At 58.6% G+C, this 14,738-nt stretch carries 12 protein-coding genes; all 12 read right to left on the bottom strand.

Annotated elements, in window-relative coordinates; all coding sequences use genetic code 11:
* Nucleotides 1–1,056 precede the first annotated feature (1,056 nt).
* Nucleotides 1,057–2,916, bottom strand: a complete 1,860-nt coding sequence (locus QN222_RS27485; RefSeq protein WP_284005684.1) for a hypothetical protein — start codon at nt 2,914–2,916, stop codon at nt 1,057–1,059.
* A gap of 1,227 nt (nt 2,917–4,143) precedes the next feature.
* Nucleotides 4,144–5,703 (bottom strand): XopAG/AvrGf1 family type III secretion system effector, encoded by a 1,560-nt coding sequence (gene xopAG / locus QN222_RS27480; RefSeq protein WP_283965050.1) that lies wholly within the window; start codon nt 5,701–5,703, stop codon nt 4,144–4,146.
* Between the two features lie 159 nt (nt 5,704–5,862).
* Nucleotides 5,863–6,891: a LysR substrate-binding domain-containing protein gene (locus QN222_RS27475; protein ID WP_283965049.1), complete on the bottom strand. Its 1,029-nt coding sequence runs from the start codon at nt 6,889–6,891 to the stop codon at nt 5,863–5,865.
* A gap of 198 nt (nt 6,892–7,089) precedes the next feature.
* On the bottom strand, nt 7,090–7,308 hold the full coding sequence (locus QN222_RS27470; RefSeq protein ID WP_283965048.1) for an EscF/YscF/HrpA family type III secretion system needle major subunit: 219 nt from the start codon (nt 7,306–7,308) through the stop codon (nt 7,090–7,092).
* Between the two features lie 13 nt (nt 7,309–7,321).
* Nucleotides 7,322–7,561 (bottom strand): EscE/YscE/SsaE family type III secretion system needle protein co-chaperone, encoded by a 240-nt coding sequence (locus QN222_RS27465; protein WP_283965047.1) that lies wholly within the window; start codon nt 7,559–7,561, stop codon nt 7,322–7,324.
* Nucleotides 7,561–8,919, bottom strand: coding sequence for an FHA domain-containing protein (locus tag QN222_RS27460; protein WP_283965046.1), 1,359 nt, complete (start codon nt 8,917–8,919; stop codon nt 7,561–7,563). The genes QN222_RS27465 and QN222_RS27460 overlap by 1 nt, the downstream gene beginning before the upstream one ends.
* Nucleotides 8,916–11,012: a type III secretion system export apparatus subunit SctV gene (gene sctV / locus QN222_RS27455; protein ID WP_283965045.1), complete on the bottom strand. Its 2,097-nt coding sequence runs from the start codon at nt 11,010–11,012 to the stop codon at nt 8,916–8,918. Before sctV ends, QN222_RS27460 begins: the two co-directional genes overlap by 4 nt.
* On the bottom strand, nt 11,000–11,341 hold the full coding sequence (locus tag QN222_RS27450) for a hypothetical protein (protein WP_283965044.1): 342 nt from the start codon (nt 11,339–11,341) through the stop codon (nt 11,000–11,002). Before QN222_RS27450 ends, sctV begins: the two co-directional genes overlap by 13 nt.
* A gap of 35 nt (nt 11,342–11,376) precedes the next feature.
* Nucleotides 11,377–11,535 (bottom strand): hypothetical protein, encoded by a 159-nt coding sequence (locus QN222_RS27445; protein ID WP_283965043.1) that lies wholly within the window; start codon nt 11,533–11,535, stop codon nt 11,377–11,379.
* Nucleotides 11,532–12,551: a TyeA family type III secretion system gatekeeper subunit gene (locus QN222_RS27440; protein WP_283965042.1), complete on the bottom strand. Its 1,020-nt coding sequence runs from the start codon at nt 12,549–12,551 to the stop codon at nt 11,532–11,534. The genes QN222_RS27445 and QN222_RS27440 overlap by 4 nt, the downstream gene beginning before the upstream one ends.
* Nucleotides 12,552–12,845: 294 nt before the next feature.
* Complete coding sequence (locus QN222_RS27435) at nt 12,846–13,907, bottom strand: EscU/YscU/HrcU family type III secretion system export apparatus switch protein (protein WP_283965041.1); 1,062 nt, start codon at nt 13,905–13,907, stop codon at nt 12,846–12,848.
* A gap of 1 nt (nt 13,908) precedes the next feature.
* Complete coding sequence (gene sctT / locus QN222_RS27430) at nt 13,909–14,697, bottom strand: type III secretion system export apparatus subunit SctT (protein ID WP_283965040.1); 789 nt, start codon at nt 14,695–14,697, stop codon at nt 13,909–13,911.
* Nucleotides 14,698–14,738 lie beyond the last annotated feature (41 nt).

The raw sequence follows: 14,738 nt of genomic DNA, 5'->3' as shown, positions 1-14,738 counted from the left end.
CAGAGCGTCATTAAGGTGTATTTCTTCAAGGTGTGTTGCCGAGCTTGCGACTTGGACACCCCGCGCGGCTACATCCCCTGCACGTGGTCGTCGTGTTTGCGCATCCATGTCGAACACGGTTTGCCTATAAGGTGGAAGCGCATCTGGCTGCGAGCTTGAGGGTTGTTGATCATGGAGCCAGGATCTGTCATCAGAACGCAAATGGCTCTCTTTTCGAACTGGCGCGCCAGCCTCGGGCGATGAGGGAAAACCGCGCAGCGGCTGCACGTGCCGCCGTGGCGCCGTTGCTGCACGTAGCGCAGCGCTCAAAATTCGACGGGTGCCCCCGCAGGGATCGGAAAACCTGTCCCCAAGTGCATCATCGGCACGGCACGCGATGCGAGCGTAGGACGTCCCTGTATCTTGAGGCCCAGAGCGCGTCCGCTCCACGACCGAACCGGATGATTGGCAGCTCTCTCCCGGGGCAAGACTTGATTCCGGGTGCGAACTGCTCGGTCCCCATGTGCCATCGGCTCCAGCATCCTCGATGTGCGACTTCCCAAGTCTGCCGATGCCCGTCATAATTCATCTCCGATGGAGGCGAGAATGCGCTGCCTATAGGTTCTAGGAAATCGATGGGGGACGTGGGGTAAGAATGCGACCCCTGACCCGACTGCTTGATCCCAGGGTGGCGGGCGTGGCTGATTTGACACTTGGCCCCGGCGAATGGGCAGGTGGAGACATCGACCGCCAAAAGTTCGCCCATTCAATGCTGCCGGCCGGCACTTGACCGGCTTGATCCATGTTCCGCCAAAACTCGTCTTGATCAAAACTTCGCACTGGCGCCTGGGCAGATTGATCCACCGGCGGCCTAGAGTTGCCGCCCTCAGAGCGCGAAGCGCCCTCCCCGGCTTGAGATATCGGGCAAGCATCGTCAATCCGGAACGAACACTTTTGTTCCACGTAATCAATCCCTTAGCAAGATAGACCAGCGACTCGTGACCGAAGCTAGCGATTGTGCTCCACGGAGCCCGAGTGCCCTCAATGACCGGAGTGGCACTTGGAAAGCTCCGGATTCTACCTCCACAGTGCCGCCAAGCCTCGAGCTCGATCTTCGGGCTGGGCGAGACCGTCGGCAAGCGCGGCGAGGCGCTGCTGAAGCGCGGGCGCAAGCGCTCCCACGCCCGCTCCCAGGCTTCGCAGAGCCAAGATTTGACGCCCGGGGTCGTTCAGCCCCTCGACGATGGTGACGAGGCGTTCCTGGAGCCCGGGCGCAAGCCTTTCCACGTCCGCTCCCAGGCTTCGCACGGCCAAAGCGCGATGCTCGGGGTGGTTAAATCCTTCTGCAAGCGCGAGGAGCCGCTCCTGGAGCGCGGGCGCAAGCGCTCCCACACTCCCTCCCAGGCTTCCCAGGGCCATGAGGCGATGCTCGGGGATGTTTAGCCCCTCGGCGAGCGCGACGAGGCGCTCCTGGAGCGCAGGCGCAAGTCCTGCCGTGCTCCGTCTGAAGCTAGTTATGGCCGAAGCGTAATGCTCGGGGCCGTCAAGCCCCTCAGCGAGGGCTACCAGGCGCTCCTGGAGGCCGGGAGCAAGCACTCGCGCATACGCTGCCAAGCCCCACAAGGCTGAGAGGCGATCCACGGGCTGTGCGATCCCCTCGGCGAGCGCGACGAGCCGCTCCTGGAGCCCGGGCGCAAGCCCTACCACGGCCATTCCCAGGCTTCGCAGGGCCGAGATGAGATGCTCGGGCTGGATAAGCCCCTCGGCGAGCGCGACGAGGCGCTCCTGGAGCGCGGGCGCAAGCTGTCCCACTCGCAAACCCATGCCTTCAAGAGCTTCAGCGCGATGCCCCGCGTGGTTAAGCGCCTCAGCCAGGACGACGAGGCGCTCCTGGAGCCCGGGCACAAGCTCTGCCACGCCCAGTCCAAGGCCCTGTAGGGCTGGGACTTGATGCTCGGGGTCGTTAAGCCCCTCGGCGAGGGCGACGACGCGCTCCTGGAGCGCGGGCGCAAGCTCTCCCGCGCCCGATAGGCCCTCCAACGCTTGAGCGCGGCGCTCTGGATCGTCAAGAAGTTCGGCAAGGACGACGAGACGTTGCTGGAGCGCGGGCGCAAACTCTTTGTGCACTCCGATACGCTGTAGAGCTTGAGCGCGATGTTCCGGGTCGTTCAAACCCTCGACGAGGGCGACGAGGCGCTCCTGGAGCGCGGGCGCAAGCGCTTCGATGCGCACTGCGAAGCCTTCAATCGCCGACAGGTGATGCTCGGGGTCATTAAGCCCCTCCGCGAGGGCGACGAGGCGCTCCTGGAGCGCGGGCGCAAGCGCGTCGATGCGCACTGCGAAGCCTTCAATCGCCGACAGGTGATGCTCGGCGTCATTAAGCCCCTCCGCGAGGTCGACGAGGCGCTCCTGGAGCGCGAGCGCAAGCGCTCCCACGTGCGGTCCAAAACCTCGCAGGGCCGCGACGCGATGCTCGGGGTCGTTAAGCTCCTCGGCAAGAGCGACGAGACGCCCCTGGAGCGCGGGCGCGAGCCTTCCCACGCGCGGTCCAAGGCTTTGCAGAGCCGCGACGCGATGCTCGGGGTCGTTAAGTTCCTCCGCGAGGGCGACGAGGCGCTCCTGGAGTGCGGGCGAAAGCCCTCCCATGCCCGCTCCGAGACCTTCGACAGCCGAGAGGCGACGATCGGGATCGTTAAGCCCCTCGGCGAGGGCGACGAGGCGCTCCTGCTGCACCCCAGTGAAGAAATTGAAGTTGGGCGCTAATGATTGTATCACGTCGGCGTTCATCAACGCCGCAAAGCGATCCGCGACGCCCGGTTGGGGCGCCGTTAGCCTGTTCCAGACGGACTGAACGAGGATAGGTCTGCGACGCTTTTCCTGAAAATCCGCCGATAGTCGGGCGGCATCACGCAACTGGCGATTTGTCTGTGATGTCATCAGGAGATCGATCGGGCGGAGCTGCTCAGCAATATGAGCAAGTAACTCCGGAGATAGTGGAAGGACACCGCTGGTGCGCAGCCTGTTGCGATCGGAGGAAGCGCTTGACCCTTGAGGTTCAGAGCGCGTCTGCTCTACGACGGAGCTGGATGATTGGCCGGCTTCTTCAAGGTCAACGGCCGGTCCAGCAGGAGATTCGTCCGCGGGATCAAATTCGTTGGCGCTCAATCCCGAAATGGGAGCCTTGCCCGCCCCGTCAATGCCCCTCATATTTCATCCCCTATAAAGCGACCGGATGGGACCATCGCGATTGGCGCGCAGCGGTCAATCTCTGCCGCCAGGACAATGGCGCGGTATCCGCACAAATATCCCGATATCATGATGCGATCAGCTTTCGCCCAAACCTGCTGAGCGCATAAAGTTGTTCGTCTGACCTTCAAAAAGTTCCGTAAGGAGATCCGTTGAGCGCCTGCGCCAAGCAAATGCGCAGCATCGTGTGTGACCGGATCATCAAGCACGCTTCGTATATCTTGCCCTGTATACTTGAGGGCGCTCTCGGCGACCTCTACCGCGCTATGATGCCCCACGCCAACTAGCATCGCGCAAGCGCCGGCTACACGAGCAAGCCGCGCCCTCGGTTCCTCTGCGCTAATTTCCGACCGCTGTGCAAAATGAGGCTGAGCAATCGATGGTGTCGGTTCTTCATCATTAACAATTGATGCGCAATCACCGCGAGCAACTACAGCCGGACAACAAGTCACATCATCATTCGGTCCGACGGGATGCATCGAGATGGAACCTTCTTAGGTTATCCCTTGGTTTCTGTGGTGGAACGACAGTATGAGATCAAGCAAAGGACGTGCCACTCGGATATGGAGCACAAACATACTCGCAGCCGGTCGGCACAAGAGATTTTCGCATCAGGGTTCCCACAGCGCAGAGCGAATCTCTGTCGACTAATGGACAGTGGTGTCGGCCGTCAAACAAATGGTGCGGATGCGCCTGTTCCAGCGGCATCTCATCTCCGCATTCGTCCGCGAGGTAATTGCGGGCCATGCGATGTCAGCCTTGCGATGGCGGTGACCAGCTCGATGGCGGAACGTCGCTGCTTCTTGCGCTCGATCGCCAGTGTGAGGCGGCGCTTCTCCTTTCGCGACATGCCGCCAAGCGATCAGCTATCTTAGGGGCAGACTTCCTCCAGGCGGCTGCTGGAGACTTCCACCATCATTACCCAATCTTCGAAAGACTCCTGCCGCCATAATACTCTTCCGCCGCCTTTCGACAGACACCCGCGTAGAACTCATCCGCATCCTCGATCGTGTAGCCAGCGCCCGCGAAACAGCCACGCGCTATCTCATGGAGCGTATGCCGGATTGAGCTCGTGTCGTCGTACACGGCGTTGAGGCATGCCACGATTACTATGACCTCCTCCTTTGAGAGCCGCTGCTGACCACTCATCAAGCGCGCGTGGTTAATGCAGGCGACGGCATTGGCGCACGTGAATGAATCGCCGAATCCGGAGCAGTCCTCGAAACCATTTCCCTGCTCGTTCAACTTGAAATGCGCGATGGGGAGGTATCTCATCTGCGCGATATCCGGGTGGTTCAGATCCGCGACCACTGCGGGATCGTGACCTGATCGAATTTCCTGGAGCCGGATATCGAGTTTGTGCAGCCATGGACCCACCAAACTCGTGTTACGCTTCAGCCTGTTCTTGTCGGGATCCTCAAACATCAGAGTCGCATCGAGCTTCGCGGTTTCCGACAGTGATAGCAAACCGTGCTCGGCCAGAGTCTTCATCAAGACGTTCTCGGCATGTCCCCAGTGCGCATCCGCAGCGTAGACCTGCCTGAAGTTTAAGATAGCCTGGCCGGCCGCAAACTGGATCTCCTCGCTAAGCCCGCTGTCCCTCTGGAGCAGCGCCTCGAGCATTTCGGTGCATCGCTTGAATGTCAGCCCTTTCTCACTTTGGATGGTATCTCGAAAGTGCTGCACCCCCTTGTTCACGAAGGGCTGAGTGACCGACCTCGAGGTGTATCCGTAGGCACCGGTATCCTTATTGAGCACGCCCGTCAGCGCGTACTTATTCTTCTGATTGTAAAGGGGGCTCTTCGTCAGATCCGGATCATTCGGCACCTGCGGCGGCTTGTACTTGGCCACGCACTCGTCGTTCACAAGATGGCCCTTCATGCAGGCTAGGTTGCGAACGAGTGACCCGCGCGCCTCTGCGGAATCCACCAATTGCACGACGTGGACGCGGGTCGCCGCCCGGTAATCGATCATAGTAACGAACTGGTTGTTGCCGCAGGTACGAAATGGAACGAGGGAGCGCCCACTCAAACGCTGAGTTTCGTGGCTTGCGGCGTGATAGAGCGCGTAATATTCCCTCGCCTTCGCCTGGGCCACCTTCAGCCGTTGGTTGCTGGTGAAGCCCCTTTTCCCATCATGCAGCGAGGTCGTGGAAAGGGGGAAGTCATTAGCGACCTTATCGTAGGCGTAGCCGGCACCTGCGAGGCACAAGCCGTACTTCACCACGCGCGCGGAAAGGCTTGATCGGTCTCCCGTTCCGCTTGCCGTCGTACCTTCCCCGCTATGCTTTTCCTGGCCGCCGTATGGCAGTTCAGGGCTCCTCGCAGGTGGGGTCTGCGTGTTCCGAGAACGCAGCGAGGTAAGTGAGTGAACCGCTTGGCGGAACGCAGTCATCGCACTCGGGGTCTCTGCCAGTCGGTCAACGATCTCTTGGTTTAACGCCGCAAAGCCGCCGAGGCGGTCACTCCCGATTCGCATCGCACCACTCCTCAACTACGCCGATGATCCAGCCTCAACAGCATCAATCGGGCATGACCGCATTGATCTCGCGCAAGGTTTCGAGGCTTGACCCATCCATTCCCACTTCGGCGACTCGAATCCACATTGAAGCGGCGCCAATATGAAATTGCAGCGGCCTTACATCCGGTAGTCGGACAACTCGATGGTGCTTTCTGGTACAAGAGATGCTCGATTATCTCGAGTAGCCGACCCACGAGACCGGTTACCTGAAAAAGCCGCGCTCGCATCCAATGTGAGGTCTTTCTGATTCACTTTTTCCACCTGCGTAACGAGCAAGGCGCTTACAGCCTCGGCGGCGGAGGTGAGCGGAAGGTCGCGGGAGGAGATCAGGCATGCCGTCACATGCATTGGTGGATCGATGACAACCGGGATCAGGTCTTCATGGCCGGGAATGTCCGACAAGTCGCTCTTGGGAATGATGGCACTGGCGATACCGGCCTTGACTAGGGAGAGCGCGCTGCTGAAGGTGTCGACCTCCGCGAGGCAGTTCGGAACGACGCGGGCCGCCTCAAACGCCCGGTCCAGTGCATTGCGAATTGTGCTCGGCCGCGTTGGCAGAACAAGAGGAAGCTCAGCCAAGCACTCGAGCGGAACCGAGGATTCCACGTCTTGTGCATGGGCCGGCCGGACCAGGTACAATGGCTGATGAAACAGCGGTTGGCGCGCAAAGCCTTGAGCGGGCTCATCCTCGAACACCACGCAAATGTCGAGCGCGCGTGATTCGAGGAGCGGCCGCATGCGGAGAAAGTCTCCCGTAATTAGACGCATTTTCACTTTTGGGAATTCAGTCCGGCAGGCGCCCACAAAGGCGCCCGCGAAGGAAGCAGCCAGCGCCGAGGACATGCCGACCCTTACCGAGCCTTCCGGTTCTCCCGCCGTGGAGCGAACGATGCCGTGCAGTTGTTCCACTTGCTGCAGGATTGAGGCGGCCTCTCGATAGAAAGCCTTGCCCTCCCGTGTCGGGCAGACGCCGCGGGCGCTGCGGTGCAGCAGCGGGACACCAAGCTCGGCTTCCAAGGCAGCCATCTGTTGACTTAACGCCGGCTGCGCCACGTGGATTGTGGTCGCAGCCCGGCAAAAGCTACCAGCATCCACGATGCCTTTGAAATAGCGGAGGTGGCGTAGTTGCAAAAAGCTTGAAAGCATCAGATTGCGCCTAAAGTCACCGGGTGGCCGTTCCGTTGCTGGTGCGGGTGTCTCGCATGCTCGGTCGGCGATTGGAAATAATCCCCGACGCATACCGAATAGACGCGGAGCGCCAAAAACTCGAAAGCACGTCGCTGCCTGCACGGGGGGGCAGATGTAGTCCCGGCAGTGAGCCGCGAGCCGCCGGACCTACGTCACTCACCGGATGTTCCCAATAATGCCATTGAGGGCCTCGTGGATCACTTTGATAAGGGTCGAATCCAAATTCACGAGTGTAGTATGCGTGTTCATCGCGAGTTGGAGGCGAAGCTGATCCATAGTGTTGTCGGGATTCATGTTTGCCATGTAATTTCTAAGAGCGTGTTCCGACGCCACAACATCTCCGCCTATGGTGGAATTTATGGTATTGAAATTCATTCTCGTCTCCATTTCAGAATTGATTGCCGTGATAACGCATCCATGTTGTATCAACCACCTCTCTTGCAGCAGTTATTGAGTCGGCAATGGCAGATAATACTTCGAAAGCCTGCCTCGGAACGCCGACATCCATTTCGCGTTTCAACGATTCCCGCCATTTTTCCAACTCTGTATCAACAGCAGATCTGTATGTGCCATCGACATCATTGAAAAGCTGCCTCTGCAAGTCAAACATGATCAAATCCTCACTCATTATTGACCCTCCTCTGCTATCCATCTCGGCTTGCTCGGATAAAGAACATGCACGTCAGACTCGCCGATATGCACAAGTACTCCGTCATGATCGATGGCGACGATCTTGCCGACGTGATCGACGTTGTCGCCAACTTTCAGGTGCTTTCTATTCTCAATGACGATGAATGGAGTCGGGCCGAGGTCCAAACCTCTCGGCGCCGGCAACAATACTGGCGAGAAGCGCGTCTCAAGCCGGATGTGGGGTGAGAATTTCTTCTGAAAGCGAGAAGAAACAGCCGTCCACTCGTTATAGGCGGCCGGTGTTAGCATTCCTGAAACAAGTACGACGTGTGGCTTCGTCACTATGCGAATGGAGTGGCGCAGTTGGGTTGCCGTCACCGTCTCCAGGAACGCGCGGGCGCGCTCGGGTGTTGCGATCTCATCATCAATTTTGTGCGCCCCCGGAATATCCTGCTGCAGGCGAAGAAGCGCCGCTTCGACGCTTGCGTCGCTCGGGCCGTATCCAGCCAGCGCAATCTGTCCTGCGTCTCCCACGCGAGCGCTGCCCTCGATGCCGAACGCCCGCATGACCGTCGTTGCGAGATCAATGAGCTTTGCACCGGACGGAGTGGCCGGCCGTCCTTTCGGTGCGACTTCAACCGTCAGCCCGGCGCCGCGTAGGGCGGCTTGAAGCTTCGTACCCTCTCCAGGTGGTAGTTCGCTGTCGATGACGAGCCTCTCGCCGGAGAGACTGAACTTGATGTCGCGTGCAATGCCCAGATCGCGAAGGACATTGCGTGCTATCTTGATCCGATCAGGAGCCGAAACGGCGGTCAAGGTGAGAGCGGGAACCCATTCCATCCCTGCCCAGAACCCAACGCACGTGATGATCACGAAGCCGCAAATCAACGCGCCAAGCCGCAATTGCCGGGGTGTGGAGCCCGTCGAGAGAGGTGCTTCGTGGCCATCCAGAACCGATGGATTTTCAAGAGCGGAGGAGAGATGCGGCGCGTCCAGCATTTTGCCCTCGAGCGTAGAGTCTACGTCGGGAAAGCTGTGCCCGGCGAGCATGACACCGAAAATCGTCCGCCCGACCTGAACTGGAGTGGTCGGTTCAAGAACGGTCGGATTGTCTGTTGGGAGATCTTGACCACCAACGCGCACGCCCGGCGCGAGCGCGGTGATCTCGATCCCTCCCGCCGTGATCGCGATGGAAAGATGCGAACCAGCCAGTTGCGGATCGGCGAAGGTGAGATCATCGGTGTCATGGCTACCGATCAACCAAACTCCTTCGCCCAGTGATGTCTCAGCACCCCTGTTGGGGCCGGACAACACGCGTAAGGCCAGTTCGGCCTGCTCACCCGTTTGTTTCTTCACGGCAGCGATATCCTTGCCAAGGGCTGTACACAGATCTCGGGAGTAAGCTCCTGGTACGAGAGCACTGGAAGTCCGTGGAAATCGGCTTCAATAATCTTGCGCAAGTATCGGCGGATATCCATGGAAGTCAGCAAAACCGGCTTGTGCGGCTGCTGGTGGAGGTCGCCGGTCGCCTCTCGCATTTTTTCGATAATCTGGCGTGTGGTTAGAGCGTCGAGAGCGAGATAGCTTCCAGCGGAAGTCTGCCGAATGGCATTACGCACTGTGTCTTCCACTTCCGGCGTCAGAATGTAGGCCGGCAACAGGTTCATGCTACAATACTGGAAGCAGATTTGCCTCTTCAGCGCACAGCGGACATGCTCGGTCAGCAGGACTATGTCCTTTTCCTTCTGGCCCCATTCGAGGAGTGCCGTGAGAATGGTGCGCATGTTGCGCAGCGAGACTCCTTCGGACACCAGTCGCTGAAAGACTTCAGAGATCGTTTGCGCCGGAACTGAGCGCAGCACCTCTTTCACGAGTTCCGGGAGCCACGCCTCCACCTGGTTCAAAAGTATTTTCGTTTCCTGAATTCCGACGAACTCATCAGCGTGTCGGCGTAGGACATGATCAATATGATAGCTAAGGATCTGAACGGGCTCCAGGAATGGGATGCCGGCAGCTTGTAAAGACTCGCGGTGTGCAAGGTCCACCCAGACTGTCTCGATCTGAGGCAAGAAGCATTTATCCACATAGGGAACGCCCAAAAGGTCGAGATTCTCGGGGGTCTCGCGTGCCAGAAGGTGTTGCGACCGTAGCTCTCCTTCACCACACGGTATTTCATGCAGCATGATGATGTACGCTCTGTCCTTGCAGCTATCGTTGACCCGCAGTTTGATCCCTGGAAGGGGAATGCCGAGATCGACAAGAATTGTCTGCCGCACGGCGGCCACCGCTTCATTCAATAGATCTGGCTGGATAATTAGCTGGACGTCGTGGCCAATATCGACCATCACAGGTACGGTCGGCACGATGCCACTGCCGCCCTGGCTGCCCTGCTCGGCAGACCCGTCCAATGCCGGTAAAAGGACCCCGCCGTTCTTCGAGTCGGAATACAACACCGGGGCTGAATGCTGCCGACTGCGCTGCAGTAGCCAGCCACCGCCCCCCGCCAATAGTGCCAAGATCACGAAGATCGCCATCGGAAAGCCAGGCACGAAAGAGAACAAGAGGAGGATGAATGACCCGACGATCAGTGCACGTGGCTGTGCGCTGACCTCTTCGCCGATTTCACTGCCGAGATCGGCGCCATTATCGTCATCACTTACCCTCGTGACGATGAAACCTGCCGTGACGGCTGTGAAGAGAGCCGGAATCTGACCGACCAGCCCATCCCCGATGGTGAGGATCGCGTAGACCTCAAGCGCCTCGTACAGGCCCATTCCCCTTTGCAGCGAACCAATCGCGATGCCGCCTATGATGTTCACCGCGATGCTAAACAAGCCCGCAATGGCATCACCCTTCACGAACTTCATGGCGCCGTCCATGGCACCGTACAGTTGACTCTCGCGCTCGATCGCAACACGGCGCCGGCGTGCCTCTCGGATATCGATGCTGCCAGCACGCAGGTCGCCGTCGACGCTCATTTGCTTGCCCGGCATTGCATCGAGGGAGAAGCGTGCAGCGACCTCGGCCACGCGTTCGGAGCCTTTGGTGATGACCACAAACTGCACAATTGTGATGATCAGGAAGGTGACCGCACCCACCACGAGATTGCCGGCCACGACGAAATCGCCGAATGTTCTGATGATTTGGCCGGCATCCGCGCGCAGCAAGATCGTACGTGTCGCAGCAATGCCAAGCGACAGCCGAAAGAGCGTCGTCAGCAAAAGTACGGACGGGAATGAGACGAACGCGAGGGGTGACTTGATATAGACCGCCAACATCAGCAGAAGCGCTGAAATGCCCAAGTTGATGGCCTGCAGCACATCCATTATGCTTGGGGGAAGCGGAATGATCATCATAAAAATGATCGCGATTAGCAACGCCACCAGAACAATATCGTTGCGGCCGGTCGACACCGTCAGGACTTTGTGGAGATACTTCACACTGGCCATCCGCGCGACGTTTTCTGTAGGTCCCTGTCCGGCCAAGCCCTCACCTTCGCCCGAACGGCGAGCTGCCAATAGGCGCTGGCCAACAGCCACAGGGTGCGAACTCGGTCTTTCACGTCCAGTGGCTGCGCCGGAAACCGGCTTGTCTGGGCAGCAGCCTTCGCGCAGGCTCCCGCTTGCCGCAATGCCAGACAGCGCGCATGTCCTGCCCAGCGGCACGCGGGATCGAGCAGCAACTTGGCGGCGTTGTCTTGGTAGTCAAAGACATCGTAAGGGTATGCGCGCGCATACAAGGCGTCTCGCATGTCCAAACCGATGAGCTGTTCCGTCATTGGGATCATTCTCGCGTCAGAGCACGGCACGCCTCTCAGATAAAATCGCGCCGCGTCTGGTTGAGCAGGTCAACCCGCGTCGCTGGACAAATGTGATCTGGTTTCGCAATGTGCGCCGCCCGAAGGGACAACCACGCCTTCGCGGCCTTGGGCATGAGCCCCGTCCTCGAACAGAAGCCGATCTTGCCATTCATGCGCTTTCCTCCTGTTCAATGCGGATGTCCATTGCTTGCTGCATCGCCCTTAGCGCTGCTGTTCGCGTCTCCGAATCGCGGTAAACACAAGTCGGTATCAATGCGAGGAGATCACGCGATTCGCGCAGTACCGCAATTTGGACATCCAGTCGGTCGGGCGAGATTCCGAGTCGCTCCGGAATAAAATTGACGTTCGAGGGCCCGGGCAGAACGTCCCCGACAAACGGCAATAGCTGCTGCATCACCGCAGTAGGGGTCATGTCGACCTGGCTCTGCCGCCGTATCCGCATGATCATTTCGCCGCAGCGCTCATGCACGCTGTCGAGCACACGGAGCGCCGTCAGTCCTACAAGGATGCAATGTAACTGCACGGGCTCGACAGAGGGACCGGCTGAGCGGATGTCTTCGCCGAGCGCACGCGTCAAGAAGGCAATGCGCTGCGCGAACCCCTCGGCGCCAAGGTTTTTGAAGATTGTTTTATATAGTCGGCCTAGCGCTGAAGCGCTCGAGACTGTTGCTCGGCAGAAATTGCGCAGTTCGCCGGCGACCTGTTGATCGCCGCACGCCTGTTCATCTGCCTCGCCCGGTATGTTGGGACCAGCCCAGACAGCTACCTCTTGCTCGGCCGTGCGCTGGGCCTTGCCGGTGCGGTCGGCAAGCTGGCCGGGGCCTTCGCGGTATAATTCTCGCGCCGCCGGATCGAGTGCTAGATCGGCATATGGGGGGTCCGTGGATCCATGGCCTGCATCGAGCCGAATATTCCCATACGCGGAATTGTCGCCGCGGACACCACGCAATAGCGCCTCCGGGTCGGCACGATTGAAATATTCCAACCGTTCGAAGCAAGCATTGAACTCTTCATTCGTGCTGGGACACTGCGCCAGACGCTCCCGCGAGATCTTGCGTTCGGCGCGCTTCTTCACCTCCATCAACTCAGAAAATCCAAAAGTCCGCTCTTCCTTTGCCTGCTCCAAGAGCGTCGCAAGCGTCGGGGGAAATCCTGCTCGATCGGGCATTGTTTCGCCTCCATTAAGAGGAAATTCGGTCGCTCTGTTTCAAGCGCGATATGTCCGGCCCGGAGGGAATATCTAAGGGAGCCCGCTCCTTGTGATGACGCGTCTTGACAGCAAGACATTGAAATCGACGGGAACCCTCATTGCGCCGCGCCTAACGCACCCGACAGATAAAGCTTACTGTGAACAAGACAAATAGTTGTTCGATATCGCCCCATATCTCAGGCATATCGCTGCCAAGAGATCTGCGGATAGGCCGGAGGCAGCATGTCTTCAAATATTTGAACTCGAATGAGACTAACGCAATGGGCTGCCGGCATCGGCCGCCAGCGTCCCCAGCGCCCGAAGGACCGCCGCGAGAGGTTCAATCAGGTGCGACGGAATATACTCATCGACAAGGCCGTCCTCTAGGAGCGCGCGTGCCAGTCGAACATTTCGCAACACCGGCACTCCGGCAGCGACCGCGGCATCGATCATTCGCTGCGCCATGAGATCGGTACCGAGGGCCTCAATGATGGGTAAGGGGGTATGCTGCCGGTCGTAGTAAATCGCTACTGCAATGTGCGTGGGATTGGTAATCAAAACGGTCGCTCTGCGCGACGGGTCAATCATGTCCTTAGCAAGCAACTGCGTATGGAACCGCTTGCGTCGGCCTTTGGTGAGAGGGTTGCCTTCACTTTCCTTCAGTTCTTGCTTCACCTCATCCCTCGACATCATATTTTTTTTCGTGAACTGCCATCGCTGGAATGCGAAGTCCACAATTGCCACTAAAATATAACTTAACCCTACATAGCTTGCGATCTTAAGCAGCAGGTTACTTGTAACTGCGCTGAGGCAACCTCTACCGCAGCTCGGCGTCCAAACGAGTGCCTGCACACCTTCATTCAGTACAGACACAAGAACTAAACCGAGCATCAACACCTTTACGATCGACTTACAAACGTCAGCGAGATTCTGCAGCGAAAAGATTCTCTTGATATTCTGACTGGGCCTGAGCTTTTTGAGCGATGGCGCGGCCGCCTCGGGCGAGAAGACAACTCCGTTCTGCAGGACGTAAGCACCTACTCCGATCACCAGGACGACACCGAGGAAAGGTGCGACCACACTTGCTGCTTCACCGACGTAGATTTCGAGGAGCTGTCGCGAGACAATGAGAAAGTCCCCTTCCACAAACGGGATAGGCTTCAGGATCATTGCCTTAAGTCGGTCTACGATGCCGGACAACGAGCCGAAAAACAAGGCGAAGAAACCAATGGTCACTGCCGCGTTTACGACTTCCTTACTCTGGGAGACCTGACCCCTTTTTCGTAGGTCCCGCAGTCGCTTGGGGGTCGGCTTTTCGGTCTTTTTACCTGTCATGTCATGTGGCGACGTGGTTGAAGATCATGACAGCCGAGGGCACGTGCTTGTCGGCGGTGGTCAGTACATTCGTGAGTGAAAGGATCAGCAGAAAAAGACCGACTGCGCTCTTGACCGGCATGGCGAGAAAGAAGACCTGCAGCTGCGGCGCGAACCGGCTCATCAGTGCCAAGCCCAGTTCGCTGAGGAACATGGCAACGATGGCTGGACCAGCCAGAAGCAATGTGAGCAGCATGACGACGTCCGCGAGGCGTAAAATTTCGGTGACGAATGCCGGACCGAACGCGGGTTGGAAGCGCCACAGAGGCCAGACGTCATAGGAACCGTAGAGTATGGCAATGACAGTGGAGAAGCCACCGGTGACGAAGAGCCATGTGACATAAAGCTGTGCTAACAAGGCCCCGAGCGGCGAGGCCTGGTTCCCGGTTGCGGGATTGAGGAGGCTTGCCATCGTGGCGCCTCTCTGGTTGTCAATGAACGTACCTGCGGCCTCCACACCCCACATGATCGTGGCAACTGGCATCCCTAATACGAGTCCGACGACCAGTTCCTTAAGACAAAGACCCAGGATTGGTAAAAGGTGCATGACGTCGAGGTTCGCAGGCTTGGTTCTCCAAGCATATGCGATGACCGGAAGCGCCCATGAAATGATGATGCCGTTGCGCGCCAGCCCAGTAACAATGCCGCGTCCGAAAATGGGCGTGATCAACATCATCCCCGACGTACGCGCCATCGCAAGCGCAAACACAACGAGGGCAATATGCAACTGAGTTGGATCGAGTGGCGACATGGAGTGGATCAGTCGAGATGATCAAGTGGGGTCACTGCGCT

Origin of the sequence: Sinorhizobium sp. 6-70, assembly GCF_030124375.1 — a bacterium.
Taxonomy (GTDB): domain Bacteria; phylum Pseudomonadota; class Alphaproteobacteria; order Rhizobiales; family Rhizobiaceae; genus Sinorhizobium.
This window is presented reverse-complemented; position numbering and strand designations above follow the sequence as displayed.

Bases quoted from the DNA above. Each gene is read 5' to 3' on its own strand.
- QN222_RS27485 (WP_284005684.1), bottom strand. From the start codon at position 2,916: ATGACATCACAGACAAATCGCCAGTTGCGTGATGCCGCCCGACTATCG.
- xopAG (WP_283965050.1), bottom strand. From the start codon at position 5,703: ATGCGAATCGGGAGTGACCGCCTCGGCGGCTTTGCGGCGTTAAACCAA.
- QN222_RS27475 (WP_283965049.1), bottom strand. From the start codon at position 6,891: ATGCTTTCAAGCTTTTTGCAACTACGCCACCTCCGCTATTTCAAAGGC.
- QN222_RS27470 (WP_283965048.1), bottom strand. From the start codon at position 7,308: ATGAATTTCAATACCATAAATTCCACCATAGGCGGAGATGTTGTGGCG.
- QN222_RS27465 (WP_283965047.1), bottom strand. From the start codon at position 7,561: ATGAGTGAGGATTTGATCATGTTTGACTTGCAGAGGCAGCTTTTCAAT.
- sctV (WP_283965045.1), bottom strand. From the start codon at position 11,012: ATGGCCAGTGTGAAGTATCTCCACAAAGTCCTGACGGTGTCGACCGGC.
- QN222_RS27450 (WP_283965044.1), bottom strand. From the start codon at position 11,341: ATGACGGAACAGCTCATCGGTTTGGACATGCGAGACGCCTTGTATGCG.
- QN222_RS27445 (WP_283965043.1), bottom strand. From the start codon at position 11,535: ATGAATGGCAAGATCGGCTTCTGTTCGAGGACGGGGCTCATGCCCAAG.
- QN222_RS27440 (WP_283965042.1), bottom strand. From the start codon at position 12,551: ATGCCCGATCGAGCAGGATTTCCCCCGACGCTTGCGACGCTCTTGGAG.
- QN222_RS27435 (WP_283965041.1), bottom strand. From the start codon at position 13,907: ATGACAGGTAAAAAGACCGAAAAGCCGACCCCCAAGCGACTGCGGGAC.
- sctT (WP_283965040.1), bottom strand. From the start codon at position 14,697: ATGTCGCCACTCGATCCAACTCAGTTGCATATTGCCCTCGTTGTGTTT.